Annotated in this window: 11 protein-coding genes and 1 other annotated feature; of the genes, 2 read left to right on the top strand and 9 right to left on the bottom strand. The window is 32.1% G+C overall.

Annotation, left to right across the window (positions count from 1 at the left end):
• Positions 1–206 precede the first annotated feature (206 nt).
• The 4 genes from ACFVR2_RS20055 to ACFVR2_RS20040 all read right to left on the bottom strand — a co-directional run bounded on the left by ACFVR2_RS20055 (position 207) and on the right by ACFVR2_RS20040 (position 3303).
• Positions 207–461, bottom strand: coding sequence for a SemiSWEET transporter (locus tag ACFVR2_RS20055; RefSeq protein WP_387365762.1), 255 nt, complete (start codon positions 459–461; stop codon positions 207–209).
• A 402-nt stretch (positions 462–863) separates the two neighbouring features.
• Positions 864–1673 (bottom strand): class I SAM-dependent methyltransferase, encoded by an 810-nt coding sequence (locus tag ACFVR2_RS20050; RefSeq protein ID WP_387365759.1) that lies wholly within the window; start codon positions 1671–1673, stop codon positions 864–866.
• Between the two features lie 309 nt (positions 1674–1982).
• Positions 1983–2639 (bottom strand): HAD family hydrolase, encoded by a 657-nt coding sequence (locus ACFVR2_RS20045; protein ID WP_387365756.1) that lies wholly within the window; start codon positions 2637–2639, stop codon positions 1983–1985.
• Positions 2640–2760: 121 nt separating this feature from the next.
• Positions 2761–3303 (bottom strand): GNAT family N-acetyltransferase, encoded by a 543-nt coding sequence (locus tag ACFVR2_RS20040; protein ID WP_387365753.1) that lies wholly within the window; start codon positions 3301–3303, stop codon positions 2761–2763.
• A gap of 261 nt (positions 3304–3564) precedes the next feature.
• On the opposite strand from ACFVR2_RS20040, the gene ACFVR2_RS20035 reads away from it, so the two are divergent.
• A complete protein-coding gene (locus tag ACFVR2_RS20035) occupies positions 3565–4770 on the top strand; it encodes a cytochrome P450 (protein WP_387365750.1) in 1206 nt (401 codons plus the stop codon).
• 128 nt (positions 4771–4898) lie between these two features.
• On the opposite strand, the gene ACFVR2_RS20030 is transcribed toward ACFVR2_RS20035, so the two are convergent.
• On the bottom strand, positions 4899–6323 hold the full coding sequence (locus tag ACFVR2_RS20030) for an aminotransferase-like domain-containing protein (RefSeq protein ID WP_387365747.1): 1425 nt from the start codon (positions 6321–6323) through the stop codon (positions 4899–4901).
• A gap of 98 nt (positions 6324–6421) precedes the next feature.
• On the opposite strand from ACFVR2_RS20030, the gene ACFVR2_RS20025 reads away from it, so the two are divergent.
• Complete coding sequence (locus ACFVR2_RS20025; RefSeq protein WP_387365744.1) at positions 6422–7024, top strand: LysE/ArgO family amino acid transporter; 603 nt, start codon at positions 6422–6424, stop codon at positions 7022–7024.
• A 442-nt stretch (positions 7025–7466) separates the two neighbouring features.
• On the opposite strand, the gene ACFVR2_RS20020 is transcribed toward ACFVR2_RS20025, so the two are convergent.
• The 4 genes from ACFVR2_RS20020 to ileS all read right to left on the bottom strand — a co-directional run bounded on the left by ACFVR2_RS20020 (position 7467) and on the right by ileS (position 12481).
• Positions 7467–8006, bottom strand: a complete 540-nt coding sequence (locus ACFVR2_RS20020; protein WP_387365741.1) for a hypothetical protein — start codon at positions 8004–8006, stop codon at positions 7467–7469.
• A gap of 88 nt (positions 8007–8094) precedes the next feature.
• Positions 8095–8409 carry a hypothetical protein gene (locus ACFVR2_RS20015; protein ID WP_387365738.1) on the bottom strand — a complete coding sequence of 105 codons (315 nt, stop codon included), beginning with the start codon at positions 8407–8409 and terminating at the stop codon, positions 8095–8097.
• Between the two features lie 146 nt (positions 8410–8555).
• Positions 8556–8699 (bottom strand): hypothetical protein, encoded by a 144-nt coding sequence (locus tag ACFVR2_RS20010; RefSeq protein ID WP_387365735.1) that lies wholly within the window; start codon positions 8697–8699, stop codon positions 8556–8558.
• Between the two features lie 686 nt (positions 8700–9385).
• A complete protein-coding gene (gene ileS / locus ACFVR2_RS20005) occupies positions 9386–12481 on the bottom strand; it encodes an isoleucine--tRNA ligase (RefSeq protein ID WP_387365732.1) in 3096 nt (1031 codons plus the stop codon).
• A 52-nt stretch (positions 12482–12533) separates the two neighbouring features.
• Positions 12534–12778, bottom strand: a binding site (T-box leader).
• Positions 12779–12816 lie beyond the last annotated feature (38 nt).

Raw genomic sequence — 12816 nt, 5'->3', positions numbered from 1 at the left:
ATTTTAAAGAACATTCTGAGGCATTGCTCATGCAATGCCTTTTGTTGTTGCTAATTTTGTAATATAGTACTTATCCTAATAGTGGACGGACAAATCATCATTGATCCTCCATTGGACTTGAGATTTGTCACCTCGAACAACTTTTAGCCGCTAATCATGTTTTCTAAGTTCGGAACTTGCACCCTTTACTTCCTATATTTACCTTTTTATGAACGTAGACTTTTTAACTTATAAAATAAAATAATTGCTGCAAACACAAACGTTACTGAATTAGCCGAAATGATTGCAAAATCATGAATAAATATTCCGTAAATTAACCAAAGAAAAACACCTGCACTAAATAAAATATACATTATTAGTGAAATGCCTGATGTGTCTTTTGTTTTTATTGTTTTAATTGCCTGTGGTAAAAAGGAAGCTGTCGTTAATACAGCAGCAATCAATCCGATGGTTTTAATCATTCATAATTTCCTTCCTTATGTTAGACTGTTTCTTCAAAAAATGAGCCATTCTTGTGAAGCCCCGAATATATGATGAATTTAAATCTTATCCTATTTAATATTCCCAATTTTTTATTAAATTCCAAATTCCTTTTTTACTAAAATTCTAAAATAACAAAATAAATAGGGCTGTTTATACAGCCCTTTGTGATCTTTTACTAACAAATGAATATATTAAAATCCTTATTTCCCTTATATTTTCTTACATCTTTGTATCCCAGCACCTACTACAGGTGCAAATGACCAGTTGTAGCCGACAGCACTGCCCTCTTAGATGGCAATAACGCAAAAAAAATAGCATTAGCTACATGGGACTTGTTCAATAAATGCATTGTGTTAGTTGGATAAGTATTAGTATTAATATTAGTTTTTCTTACCAATATAAAGCAGGTGAGAGGAATTTCCAAGAATATAAGGGTCTGTTGCTTTTTCTATAATTAAATTAATAATTTTTTCTACCTCTGCTTCACCTTTGTCTTTCCAGTAATTCCAACTATCATTGTTTATAATAGCTCCTACATTTGAACCAATTAAATCCAAAGTTTCAAATCCTTGAGTTTCCATAAAAGGATTGATGTCCTCAATATTAAAATAATATGCGCCTGTAAAACGCCCCTCATCTGAATGATTGAAACAACCAGATTGTGAAAACTGATGAATTGTGTCCATATTATCGTTTGGCTTCCAATTATTTGGAGATAAGAGCGATGTAAATATATGCCTGATCCTTGGCATAAAAGCAACAAATACAATTCCGTTCTTTTTAGTTACTCTATTTAACTCTTGAACAGCCATAATACGGTCATTTTCTTCCTGTAAATGATACATCGGACCAAGCATTAATGATGCATCAAACTGTTCATCACTGAGCATATTAAGCTCTTTCGCATCAGCAGTATAAAAGCCATCGAATTGCCCTTCTAATTGAAAGTCTTGAGCTTTGTTTTTAGCAATCTTAACTAATTTAGGTGTTAAATCAGTTAATGTTACTCTATATCCATCTTTAGCAAGCTCAATTGAGTATTTTCCAGGTCCAGCTCCATTATCAAGTATATATCCTGTTTCAGGCAAATATTTCTTTATAAAGTGCCAATTCACTTGGAACTCAATTGGTTCGCGTTCAAGCCTTCCCCACTCATCAAATTGATTATAGTAACTTATTATTTTACTCATTAAATTTCACCTATTTTTATTTTTTTAATACCAATTCTACATAAATCACAAACTATCCTTCTTCAACTAATCTGCTATTTTTGCAATAAAAAAGATCACGAAGCAGTCGTTCCTTGTAAAACATTTTTAAATTGCCCTAAAATACTATAAATAAGAATTCAAAAGTGAAGTAATTTCTAATTGACATTGATATCAGAATAAAAAAAGAGATACAAATTCAGTTGTGAATTGTATCTCCAAAGTATATTCTGTTTATTGTTTTCATCATAATAACCGAATCCATTGACCTTTTTGGGAATGGTTTCTACTTTATTTTCCAGTTATATGCTTAATTACATCTTCTAAAGATTTTTCTGCCATAGATGATAATCTTAAACTATGATTCTCAAACTCTAAATGTGAGGTAACTTGATTAGGAACAATTACACAGTGTAATCCTGCTTTCGTTGCAGCAATTAATCCATTCAACGAATCTTCAAATGCAATAGCCTCTGATACTTGAACTCCAATTTCCTCAATTGCTTTTAAATATAGCTCCGGATCTGGTTTAACTTTCTTTACATCATCTTTTGTTTTAATTACTGAAAAGTATTCATAAATATTTAATTTTTTTAAGAAGCTTTCTACCCATTCACTTGATGAGCTAGAAGCTAAAGCTATTTGTAATCCTTCATTTTTTGCCGAGATTAAATAGTCTTCTACGCTTTCTCTTAGTGCCGGCTCGAGTAGTTTCTCATCAACTAGCTCTTTAGCCATTTGCTCGATTAGTTCTTTTTCAATTGGTTCTTTTAAATTTGAATTAATATAATCGAATAAAATTTCATCACTTGTTCCCACAACCTCTGAAAACTTTTGAAGAGTTAACTCCACTTCATACCGATGTAGTACTTCTTTATATGCTTCGAACCAAACAGACTCAGTATCGACAATTAGACCATCAAAATCAAATATTACAGCTTTAATCATTCCATAACTCCTTTTCCTTAATTGGACCAATTTACTATATTATGTTTATTTCAGTTTAACATTTTTCTAGAGCAATAAAATTTATGAATATAATATCTAAAAAAGGGCTTAATAGTTCGCTTTATTTTTGCCAATCAGGTTTAATGAGAGAAAATACGTTTAAATCATGAGACTGATTCCCTTGAACTAAATAACCTCTCAGTAATCCTTCTTTTTGAAAGCCTATCTTCTCTACTAAGGTAGATGAGGCTGTATTATCCGGGAAAATATTAGCTCCAATTCGATATAGTCCTAGTTTATCAAAGCAATATGATGTAACTGCAGTAATTGCTTCTGACATAAATCCTTTTCTCCAATATTCAGGTAATAAATCATATCCAATTTCAGTTCTTTTAGCGTGTAAAACTAAATTATTTAAGCCAATTGTTCCGATTAATTTTTTTGATTCTTTTTCAACTATTCCAAATCGTATTCCTTGTTGATTTTCAAATCTACTTTGAAAAGAATCTATCATTTTAACCGCTTGATCTTTTTCAGTAAAAGGTTCCATACCATAGTATTTAATTACCTCTTCATTTGAAAAGATGAAAAAAATCTCATCTACATTTTTTTGTGTAATTTGCACTAAAGATAATCTCTCTGTTTCTAAAATTGGAAAATCCATTATATTACCCCTTTCTTATTCGTTGATTAATCTAATTAAACTCAGTTTGTTTACTTGAAATACCTTATTTTACCATAAATCATGATTTAATTTTCTTAATTTTTATACGTTTTATTTCTTGTTCTTTTATACCTAATTCCTCATGAAAGTCATTCTGTATAACAGTATTCTTTTTTTGTGCTATCCAAAATTTGGGAATAATCCATTTTCACTGAAATAGAAATAAATAGACTCATTTCATTCGTAAGGGAGAACAGTTACATGAATAATCAATTAAAAGTGAACCCACAGCATTTTTACAAAGACCCATATTCGTATTTTAGTAGCGCGAGAAAAATAAGTCCTGTGCTTTACACGGAGCTATTTCAGAGAACTGGATGGCTAGTAACAGGCTATAGAGAAGCAGAGATCATGCTAAAAGACCCTCGTTTTATAAAAGAAGCATCCAAAGTCACTCCACCTGAACAATTACCTGAAAGTGTTATGCCTGCAATTGCAATAAATCAAAGAATGATGTTATTTCGAGATGCTCCTGATCATACAAGATTGAGAAATCTCGTGAACAAAGCCTTTTCTCCAAGAATGGTTGAAAATTTACGAACTTCGGTAAATGAAATTGCTGATTATTTAATCGCAAATATGAAGGGGAAATTTACCCACGAGCTAATACGTGATTTCTCATATTTATTACCCGTATTTGTCATAACTGACCTATTAGGTGTACCAAAAGAAGATCGAGACTTATTTCGCAATTGGTCTGATGCATTTATTAAATTTATTGATTTTAATACGACTATAGAGGATTTAGAATTAGTGTCAAAGGACATTCTTGATGCTTCTAATTATTTCAGAAATCTTATATCTGAAAGAAGAATAGAACCTAAAGAGGATTTAATTAGTAATTTAATCATATCAGAGGAATCTGGTGATAAATTAAGTGAGGATGAAATGATCGCAAGTTGTCTTCTATTATTAATTGCCGGTCATGAAACTACAGTTAATTTAATTACGAATGGATATTATTTATTATTAAAACATCCTGAGCAATTTGAGCTATTAAAAAATAATTTAACGTTAATTCCTTCAGCAATTGAAGAAATATTAAGATATGAATCACCCGTTATTTTTACATCTAGGTGGGCTAGAGAAGATTTTAAATTCGCTGGAAATTCGATTAAAAAAGGAGATTACTTTATGGTTTCATTAGGTGGAGCTAATTACGATCCAAAAGTCACAAATAATCCTGAAACATTTGATATCACTCGAAAAAATATTAAACATTTATCCTTTTCATCCGGCCCGCATTTCTGTTTAGGTGCCCCTCTTGCTAGATTAGAAGGACAAATTGCAATTGAAAAACTGATTAGACATATAGTTAATCCCGTTCTAATTGAGGAGCCGACTCGCCGTAAAAATGTTGCATTTCGTGGGTTTGAAAGCTTAAAAATTCAAGGAAGTATTCAGTAAAAGACTAAGTTGCAGTAACGAAAATAACACAATAAATAACCATAAAAGAGCATCGAGTTCTCGGTGCTCTTTTACACTGTTCAAAATCGGTTTCTTATTATCAACACTCTCAAATAAATGAAATAAAATCACAGTTGGTGGCTTACTTGTAGTAAAATATTTATTCCCTTTTTTAAATCTTCCAAAGACGCGTAGGCATACGAAAGACGAATATGGTGTAAATCTCTTGGTTCGTAAATATAACCTGGATTTATCAATATATTTTGTTTAAGTAATTTCAGAAATAATGCCTTATTTACAATTGGATTATGAAACCTAAGCCATATGTAGAAACCACCTTCAGGCTTTTTCCATGACGCTATTTTTTTAAATTCCTTTTCTAAAATTTCTTCTACGTATTTAGCTCTTTTTTGCAATTGTTCACGAAGGTTAACAAGATGCTTTTCATATAGACCATTTGAAATCCAGTATGATACGATTTCTTGCGAAAAGGCACTTGAACCATAATCTGTTTGCATTTTAATATCTGCTAATCGTTCAATTACAGGTGAAGGTGCAACAACCCAGCCAATCCTTAATCCCGGACTTAGTGTTTTCGATACACTCCCTAAATAAAGAACTTGCCCTGATGTATCAAGCGATTTTATAGCGGGTGAAGATGATTCAAATAGCAATTCGTGATACACATCATCTTCAATAATCGGAATTTGTAGTTCTTTGCACGTATTAAATAGATTTTGCTTTTCTTTCAACGACCAGTTATAGCCTGTTGGATTGTTTAGTGTTGGAACACAGTAGAATAAAGATTGCCTCTTCCCTTTAAGTGCCCGTAAATTATCTGCTAAAAGATGTTCCATTGAAACTGAAATCATTCGCATACCATTAGATTGAAAGGGATGTACTGAATTTAAATACGAAACTTGTTCTTGAAACAAAATAGATCCCTCTTCTAATAACCCAACTGCAATTAATTGAAGTGCTTGAAGCGCACCCGAAACAATTAAAATATTCTCTGGTGCTGTTTTAATACCGCGTTTTTTTAAATAATTACATAAAATCCCTCGGAGCTTTGCACTTCCTTGTGGAGATGAATAGCCAATTGCTTTGGAATCAAGTGAAATCTTTTTTAACGAATCTTCTATTTGTTTAGTTGGTAGTAAATCAGGTGATAATTCACCTGTTCCAAGACGGATGATATGATCCATTTGCTCATATTCATTTATGAGTTGAATCGTATGGTAGTTTGGTTTATGAATACTTGTTTCAATATGTCTCTGCCAATTTGGTTGATTTTTGCTCAAAAGTACGTTCCAGGAATTATTAGCCACAAATACCCCCGAACCCACTTTTGATTCGATCAAACCATCTGCCCTTAATTCATCTAGTGCAAGTTGAACGGTACTGCGGTTCACATTAAATTGAGTTGCAAGTTGGCGCTGTGTTGGAATCTTTGTGCCAACAGACCAATCACCCTGTTCAATACGAGATTTTATCCAATCCACAATTTGCTCTTGAACAGTCAAATGAGAATCACGATTTGGTTTCCATTTCATCTAACTCCCCCTAAATTGGATGGATACAAAACCATCCAATTGGTTGTTTTCTTTTAGTTTTATCATAGTACGATAGTAATTGAAAGGGAGTTGATTAGATGGAAGCTATTATTCATGGTCTAGTCTTAGCATTCGGACTTATTTTACCTTTAGGGGTGCAGAATGTATTTGTATTTTCACAAGGTGCAACTCAGTCAAAACTAATTCGAGCGCTTCCAGCGACTTTTACTGCTGCGCTATGTGATACTTTTTTAATTCTTTTAGCTGTTTTTGGACTTTCCACGATCGTTCTACAATTTGAATGGCTTAGAATTAGCCTGATGATTGCTGGTATTTTATTTTTAGTTTACATGGGCTATGTTATTTGGCGTTCTAAACCAGCAACAAGTGAATCGAACAGAGCATTACCTAGCCGTCAGCAAATCGTTTTTGCTTTATCAGTATCCTTATTAAACCCTCATGCAATCTTAGATACAGTAGGTGTTATTGGAACAAGTGCATTAAAATATGTCGGAAAGGAACAAATTTTCTTTACGATCTCATGTATTACAGTATCTTGGATTTGGTTTTTTGGATTAACGGTCGCGGGCTCATTCATGAAGAAGATAGACAGCACAGGAGGTTTAATGAACATATTCAACAAATGTTCCGCTATATTTATTTGGGGAACCTCCATTTATCTGATAATTGGATTAACTTAATATACTTTAGAGAATAATCGAATAATGATCATCCCATATAAATAGTTCAACATAAGCATTGGGTAATTGAATAACCGTTTTTAAATTTATCTTTTTTCACTAGGTTTAGCAAAAATAATAGTTATTATGAAGAAAAATGACAGACTAAAATATTGTTATTCGTCTGTCATTTCACTTTAACTATTCAATTATTGTTAATCACCAACTTTAATTTGTTTTTCATTTACATTTTAATAATTAGGGGAATTACCGCAAAAACACAAAAAAAGACCTTATAAGGTCCTTCGTTGTTAAATCACTATAAGCCAAATGTGTTAGTTGTATTGAAAGTTCGAAACACACAAATTTATCAAGACAATTTCTGCTTCGTTTAACTAATTCATTACAGTAAGAAAATTAAAGTCTCCAATATTAGTTAACTAGGAATAACACTACTCATAAGTCACTGTACTTGTAAATCAAAGAAATGAGCAATGACTTCTTGTTCTTCGTTTAATATCATCAATTCATAATTCTCAATTCGTTTACTTTCCGTTTCATCTACCTTTGATAAAGTTTTTTTGGTTTCGATATCTTGTTTGAAAACATAATTCGAATTATCTTTCGTCACTTTTATTTCAATTGGTTCTGCTACGTGGTCAAATACATTGTTAAGTGTATCAGTTTCGATAATTGGAGCAAACGTAAAATAAAATGGTGTTTTCGTATGGAGCATTTTTTCTCTCAGTTTTTCGTTAATTGAAACATTCAGTTCAAAATGCAGTACATTTCCGTTCTTTACTAATTTGTACTCATTTGTTTTTAAATTTTTATTATTTACATCTTTAATATAGTCATAGATGGATTTATATGTAACCGAATTTGTTTTGGAACTAGCAACTTCGGATTTCGTTTTACTATTTATCACATTACTTTCACAACCACAAACAGTTAGTAGGCTTAAGCATAAAGAGCATGCAACGAATAGTTTTGTTTTCATCATCATTTTTCTCCTGTATGTTATAAAGAACGGAGCTTTAGCTCCGTTCTTTACCAATTGTTATTAATATATTAATTTAATTCTTTACCATTTATAATTTTGTTTCAGTTTTTTTGTAATGTCTACCAATACTATATTTAGGGGTTACGTTCACAGTTTTTGTAACCTTCCCATTTGAATAGGTTTTAATAACACCATATGTATTGACAGCTCTTGCGCCGTACACAACATGGATTTTTGACTTAGGTGGGATACTCCAATTATATTGCTGTGTATCTGAACCTGATTTACCCCACTTAACTTCCGCTGCTAAAGAAATTCTACCTTGAACCAAGGCAAAGTTTTTTTCAGCTTCAAGGGTAAGTCCTACAGTACCTTCTGTAAACTTACTTCGAGTGATTGACATAAAGACATCATCAGGAGTTGAACCGCGATTTTCAAATTCATCATCAAATTTTACTCTGTTAAATGTTTTTGTTGATGTAGGTTGATATTCCTGTCCATCACGAGGAATATATGAAGGTGTAATCGTTACCTCTTCATAATCTACATCTAGAGAATTGTTAAGTAACCTTGTCCAATCGCTATGATGTTTGAGTCAGTTGCAGCTGAAGCATTTGATACAAAAGGGACTGTTAAAACTGAGATGCTTAATGCAAGTGAAGCGACTTTTAAACTTGCTTTCTTAAGATTCATATTTTTCACTCCTATTCTTTTGTTGTTACTACATCATCAGTGTATCAGGAAAATTATGTCAAATCCAGAATAAAAATGGTAATTATTGTTATTTAATTAATAAATGATTAAAATTTACTAATAAAATTGAAAAAGTAAGGGGGCAATACTATGGATTTAAATGAAAATTATAATATTGTTCTTCTCAAAGAAATTTCAAATTTATAACTTAGTGGTAATCTAGCTGAAACTTTCGCATTTGCAGTCCTACTAAGACTATAACCAACGATAGAATTATAAGAAACTTGTACGTTTTATTAATAATTGTCATACGTATCATGAATTCGAATGAAAATCCTGATGCAACAAATGAATCAACTAACAATAATACATCTACCACACTATAATATCTTAGTCTTTTTTAACTTCATTTTTCATTGCTTATTGCCGAAAAATATACAAATGATTTGGTGATTTTCTTTCAGTTATTAATTCCCCCTTTTAAAATATGAATTAAGTATCATTCTAAATTTAAAGTCAAATTACAGCCTTTGATGATAAGTTTCTTTTTGTTTCTACATATCCTTCTATTGAAATTCCATAAAACTCTTATAATCTATAGCCAAAAATTATTTTTGAATTATTACCTAAAAAAATGACAGACTAAAATATTGTTTTTAGTCTGTCATTTTACTTTAACTATTCAATTAATTAGAAGCAACTAATTCAATTTCAGATTGATAATCACCAACTTTAATTTCTTTTCCGTTAACATGATCCTTAACAACTAGTTTTCTCATTAATAAGTTTTCCTCAAGCATTCCTTTAAACTTTTCAATGATGTCAATAAACTCTAAATTAGCTGTTATCCCAATGTCTACGCGCATATTAATTGGTAGATTCAATTCTTTTCGGTATTCTTGAATAGACCTAATTAGTTCTCTTACAGTACCTTCTTGGATAAGATTTTCTGTTAGTAATGTGTCGAGTGTCACTGAATAATCACCATTCGTCGCAGATGCATATCCTTCTTTTGCGCTTTTTTCAACTAGAATATCTTGTGCATCGACTTTAACAGTTTCTTCTGTTTCAATTAATACATTAACGTACCCGCTCTCAATCACTCTTTTTGCTTCTTCATTTGTTAATGTTTGAAGTGATTTATTAACTAAATTTGAAAGCTTTCCAAATTTTGCTCCTGATTTTTTAAAATCCAATTTCATTTTTAAGATTGAAAACTCATTTTCATTGTTTACTTGTTGGAATTTTTTTACGTTTAACTCATCTAAAACAATTTCTTTATATAAATCCCAATCGATGTCCTCATTGTTGCTAACTAAAGTTAAACTAGCTAGTGGCTGTTTAATCTTTAATGAATTTGCATTTCGAATGCTTCTTCCAAGTTCCACAACTTTTAGAACTGCATCCATTTCCTTTTCAAGTTGAGAATCGATTAGTGTTTCATCGCAAACTGGAAAGTCAGATAAATGGACGCTTTGTTTTGTTAAATTAAAATATACATCTTCCGCTAAAAAAGGTGTAAACGGAGCTAATAATTTACTTACTTTTGTTAATACTTCAAACAGTGTATAGTAAGCCGCTGCCTTCTCTTTATTCATTCCATTCGACCAAAATCGTTCTCTTGATCTTCTTACATACCAATTACTAACCTCATCTACTAATTTAGCGATGTCTCTTGCAGCATTTGTAAATTGATAATCCTCTAAATTTTTCGTTACATTTTTGATTGTGCTATGCAAACGTGAAATGATCCATTTATCCAAAGTACCTGATTGATACTCATATTGTTTGTTTGAATTAAATCCATCTAGATTTGCATATAAACTGTAAAAACTATAAACATTATCGAATGTATCAATGAGTTTCGATTTCGCCTCTTGAACAACTCTTTCTGAAAAACGTTTCGGGTTCCAAGGCGCACTATCTACTAATAAAGCCCATCTTAATGAATCTGCACCATATTTATGGATTAATTCTACTGGATCAAGTGCATTACCTTTACTCTTAGACATTTTTTGACCATTTTCATCTAATACATGGCCTAGTGATAATACTCGTTTATAAGGTACTTTCCCAGTAAATAAAGTAGATACTGCAAGTAAACTATAGAACCAGCCTCTCGTTTGATCAATCCCTTCAATGACAACATCTGCAGGGAATTGTTTTGCAAATTTCTCTTTATTTTCAAAAGGATAATGATATTGGGCAAATGGCATCGAACCGCTATCGAACCAGACATCAATTACTTCAGATGTTCTTTTCATATTCCCATTACAATTTGGACATTTAAAAGTGATTTCATCAACAAATGGTTTATGCAGTTCAATTGAGTCGTCAATTTCTTCAATTGAATAGTTACCTAATTCATTTATACTTTTTGGTGCTAATTGATGATTACATGAATCACATTCCCAAACATTTAATGGGGTGCCCCAATACCTTTTTCGGCTAATATTCCAATCTACCATTTGTTCTAAAAAATTACCGAATCGACCGCGTTTTATATGATCTGGATGCCATGTTACTTCTTCATTATTTTTAATAAACTCATCCTTTAATGCTGTCGTTTTGATAAACCAACTTTCATTCGCATAATAGAGTAGTGGTGAATCACAACGCCAACAATGGGGATAGCTATGCTCATATTTTTCTTTACTAAATAATAATTCATTTTCAGCTAAGTACCTTACTATATCTACATCACACTCTTTAACAAAACGACCTTGAAAATTAGGTACTTCATCAGTATATTGACCTTTTTCATTCACTACATTTACAAAAGATAACCCATTTTCTTGAACAACCTTATAGTCATCTTCACCATAAGCAGGTGCGATATGAACAATTCCAGTACCACTACTTTCTGTCACAAAATCTGCTTTCACTACTTTATGTCCGACTTCAACATTTACGAAATTAAATGGTGCTAAATAGCTTTTACCGATTAGATCAGACCCGAGAAATTCAGATAAAATGACATAATCATCTTTTAATACTTTTTCTAATAAAGCCTTCGCAAGAATATATACTTCCTCACCTTTTTTTGCACGAACATATTCCATTGTTGGATTTACAGCTAACGCTACATTTGCTGGAAGTGTCCACGGAGTTGTCGTCCATCCAAGGAAATAGACATTTTCTTCATCTTGCAATTTAAATTTAACGGTTGCAGATAAATCCTTAACATCTTTATATCCTTGCGCTACTTCATGTGAGCTTAGTGATGTTTGGCAGCTAGGGCAATAAGGTGAAACACGATGACCTTTTCCTAGTAAACCTTTTTCATGAATTGTCCCAAGGATATTCCATACACTTTCGATATAGGAATTATCCAATGTTACATATGGATCATCCATATCAACCCAATAACCTAACTGCTCAGTAAAATCTCGCCATTGTTTCTCGTAAGTAAAAACACTTTCTTTACATTTCTCAAGAAAAGCTTTTACACCATAAAGTTCAATTTCTGCTTTACCTGAAATACCTAACATTTTTTCAACACCGAGTTCAACTGGTAAACCATGAGTATCCCATCCAGCTTTACGAACAACTTGGAAACCAGCCATTGTTTTATATCTAGCTACAACATCTTTTATTGTACGACCTAATGCGTGACCAACATGTGGCAAGCCATTTGCAGTTGGGGGACCTTCATAAAAAACAAAAGTTTGTTTATCTTCTCTTTGTTCAATTGACTTAATAAAGGTATTATTTTTAGTCCAAAGTTCACTAATCTTTTTTTCACGATGCTGAACTGTTGCTTTCGTACTTTCTTTTTCCATATGATATCGCCTCTCTTATTTTTTTAAAGCACACAAAAAACCCGCCCCTATGATAAGGGACGGGTTTAACCGCGATACCACCCTAATTCTATTGAAAAAGTCCGTTCTTCAATAGCACTTAGCCACGTACAAACATACGCGTTCCTTTTAACGGTAGACACCCGTTCAAACCTACTTATGTTTTCAGTTTGACTTCTCGGAGAGGATCTTCATTTAAGTACTGTTCACCGGATTTCAGCTTCCCCCGGCTCTCTGTGGAACAGTAACGAAAATTACTTTTCTCGTCATTGAATTCATTTGTGTGCTTTAATTGTTATTTATTATATCCATCGACT

Origin of the sequence: Gottfriedia sp. NPDC057991 (assembly GCF_042886615.1) — a bacterium.
In the GTDB taxonomy this organism is placed as follows: domain Bacteria; phylum Bacillota; class Bacilli; order Bacillales; family Bacillaceae_G; genus Gottfriedia.
This window is presented reverse-complemented; position numbering and strand designations above follow the sequence as displayed.

What these genes read in the sequence shown, in the direction of transcription:
- ileS (WP_387365732.1), bottom strand. Translation starts at nt 12,481, where the DNA reads ATGGAAAAAGAAAGTACGAAAGCAACAGTTCAGCATCGTGAAAAAAAG.
- ACFVR2_RS20050 (WP_387365759.1), bottom strand. Translation starts at nt 1,673, where the DNA reads ATGAGTAAAATAATAAGTTACTATAATCAATTTGATGAGTGGGGAAGG.
- ACFVR2_RS20030 (WP_387365747.1), bottom strand. Translation starts at nt 6,323, where the DNA reads ATGAAATGGAAACCAAATCGTGATTCTCATTTGACTGTTCAAGAGCAA.
- ACFVR2_RS20025 (WP_387365744.1), top strand. Translation starts at nt 6,422, where the DNA reads ATGGAAGCTATTATTCATGGTCTAGTCTTAGCATTCGGACTTATTTTA.
- ACFVR2_RS20045 (WP_387365756.1), bottom strand. Translation starts at nt 2,639, where the DNA reads ATGATTAAAGCTGTAATATTTGATTTTGATGGTCTAATTGTCGATACT.
- ACFVR2_RS20055 (WP_387365762.1), bottom strand. Translation starts at nt 461, where the DNA reads ATGATTAAAACCATCGGATTGATTGCTGCTGTATTAACGACAGCTTCC.
- ACFVR2_RS20040 (WP_387365753.1), bottom strand. Translation starts at nt 3,303, where the DNA reads ATGGATTTTCCAATTTTAGAAACAGAGAGATTATCTTTAGTGCAAATT.
- ACFVR2_RS20010 (WP_387365735.1), bottom strand. Translation starts at nt 8,699, where the DNA reads ATGAATCTTAAGAAAGCAAGTTTAAAAGTCGCTTCACTTGCATTAAGC.
- ACFVR2_RS20020 (WP_387365741.1), bottom strand. Translation starts at nt 8,006, where the DNA reads ATGATGAAAACAAAACTATTCGTTGCATGCTCTTTATGCTTAAGCCTA.
- ACFVR2_RS20035 (WP_387365750.1), top strand. Translation starts at nt 3,565, where the DNA reads ATGAATAATCAATTAAAAGTGAACCCACAGCATTTTTACAAAGACCCA.
- ACFVR2_RS20015 (WP_387365738.1), bottom strand. Translation starts at nt 8,409, where the DNA reads ATGTCAATCACTCGAAGTAAGTTTACAGAAGGTACTGTAGGACTTACC.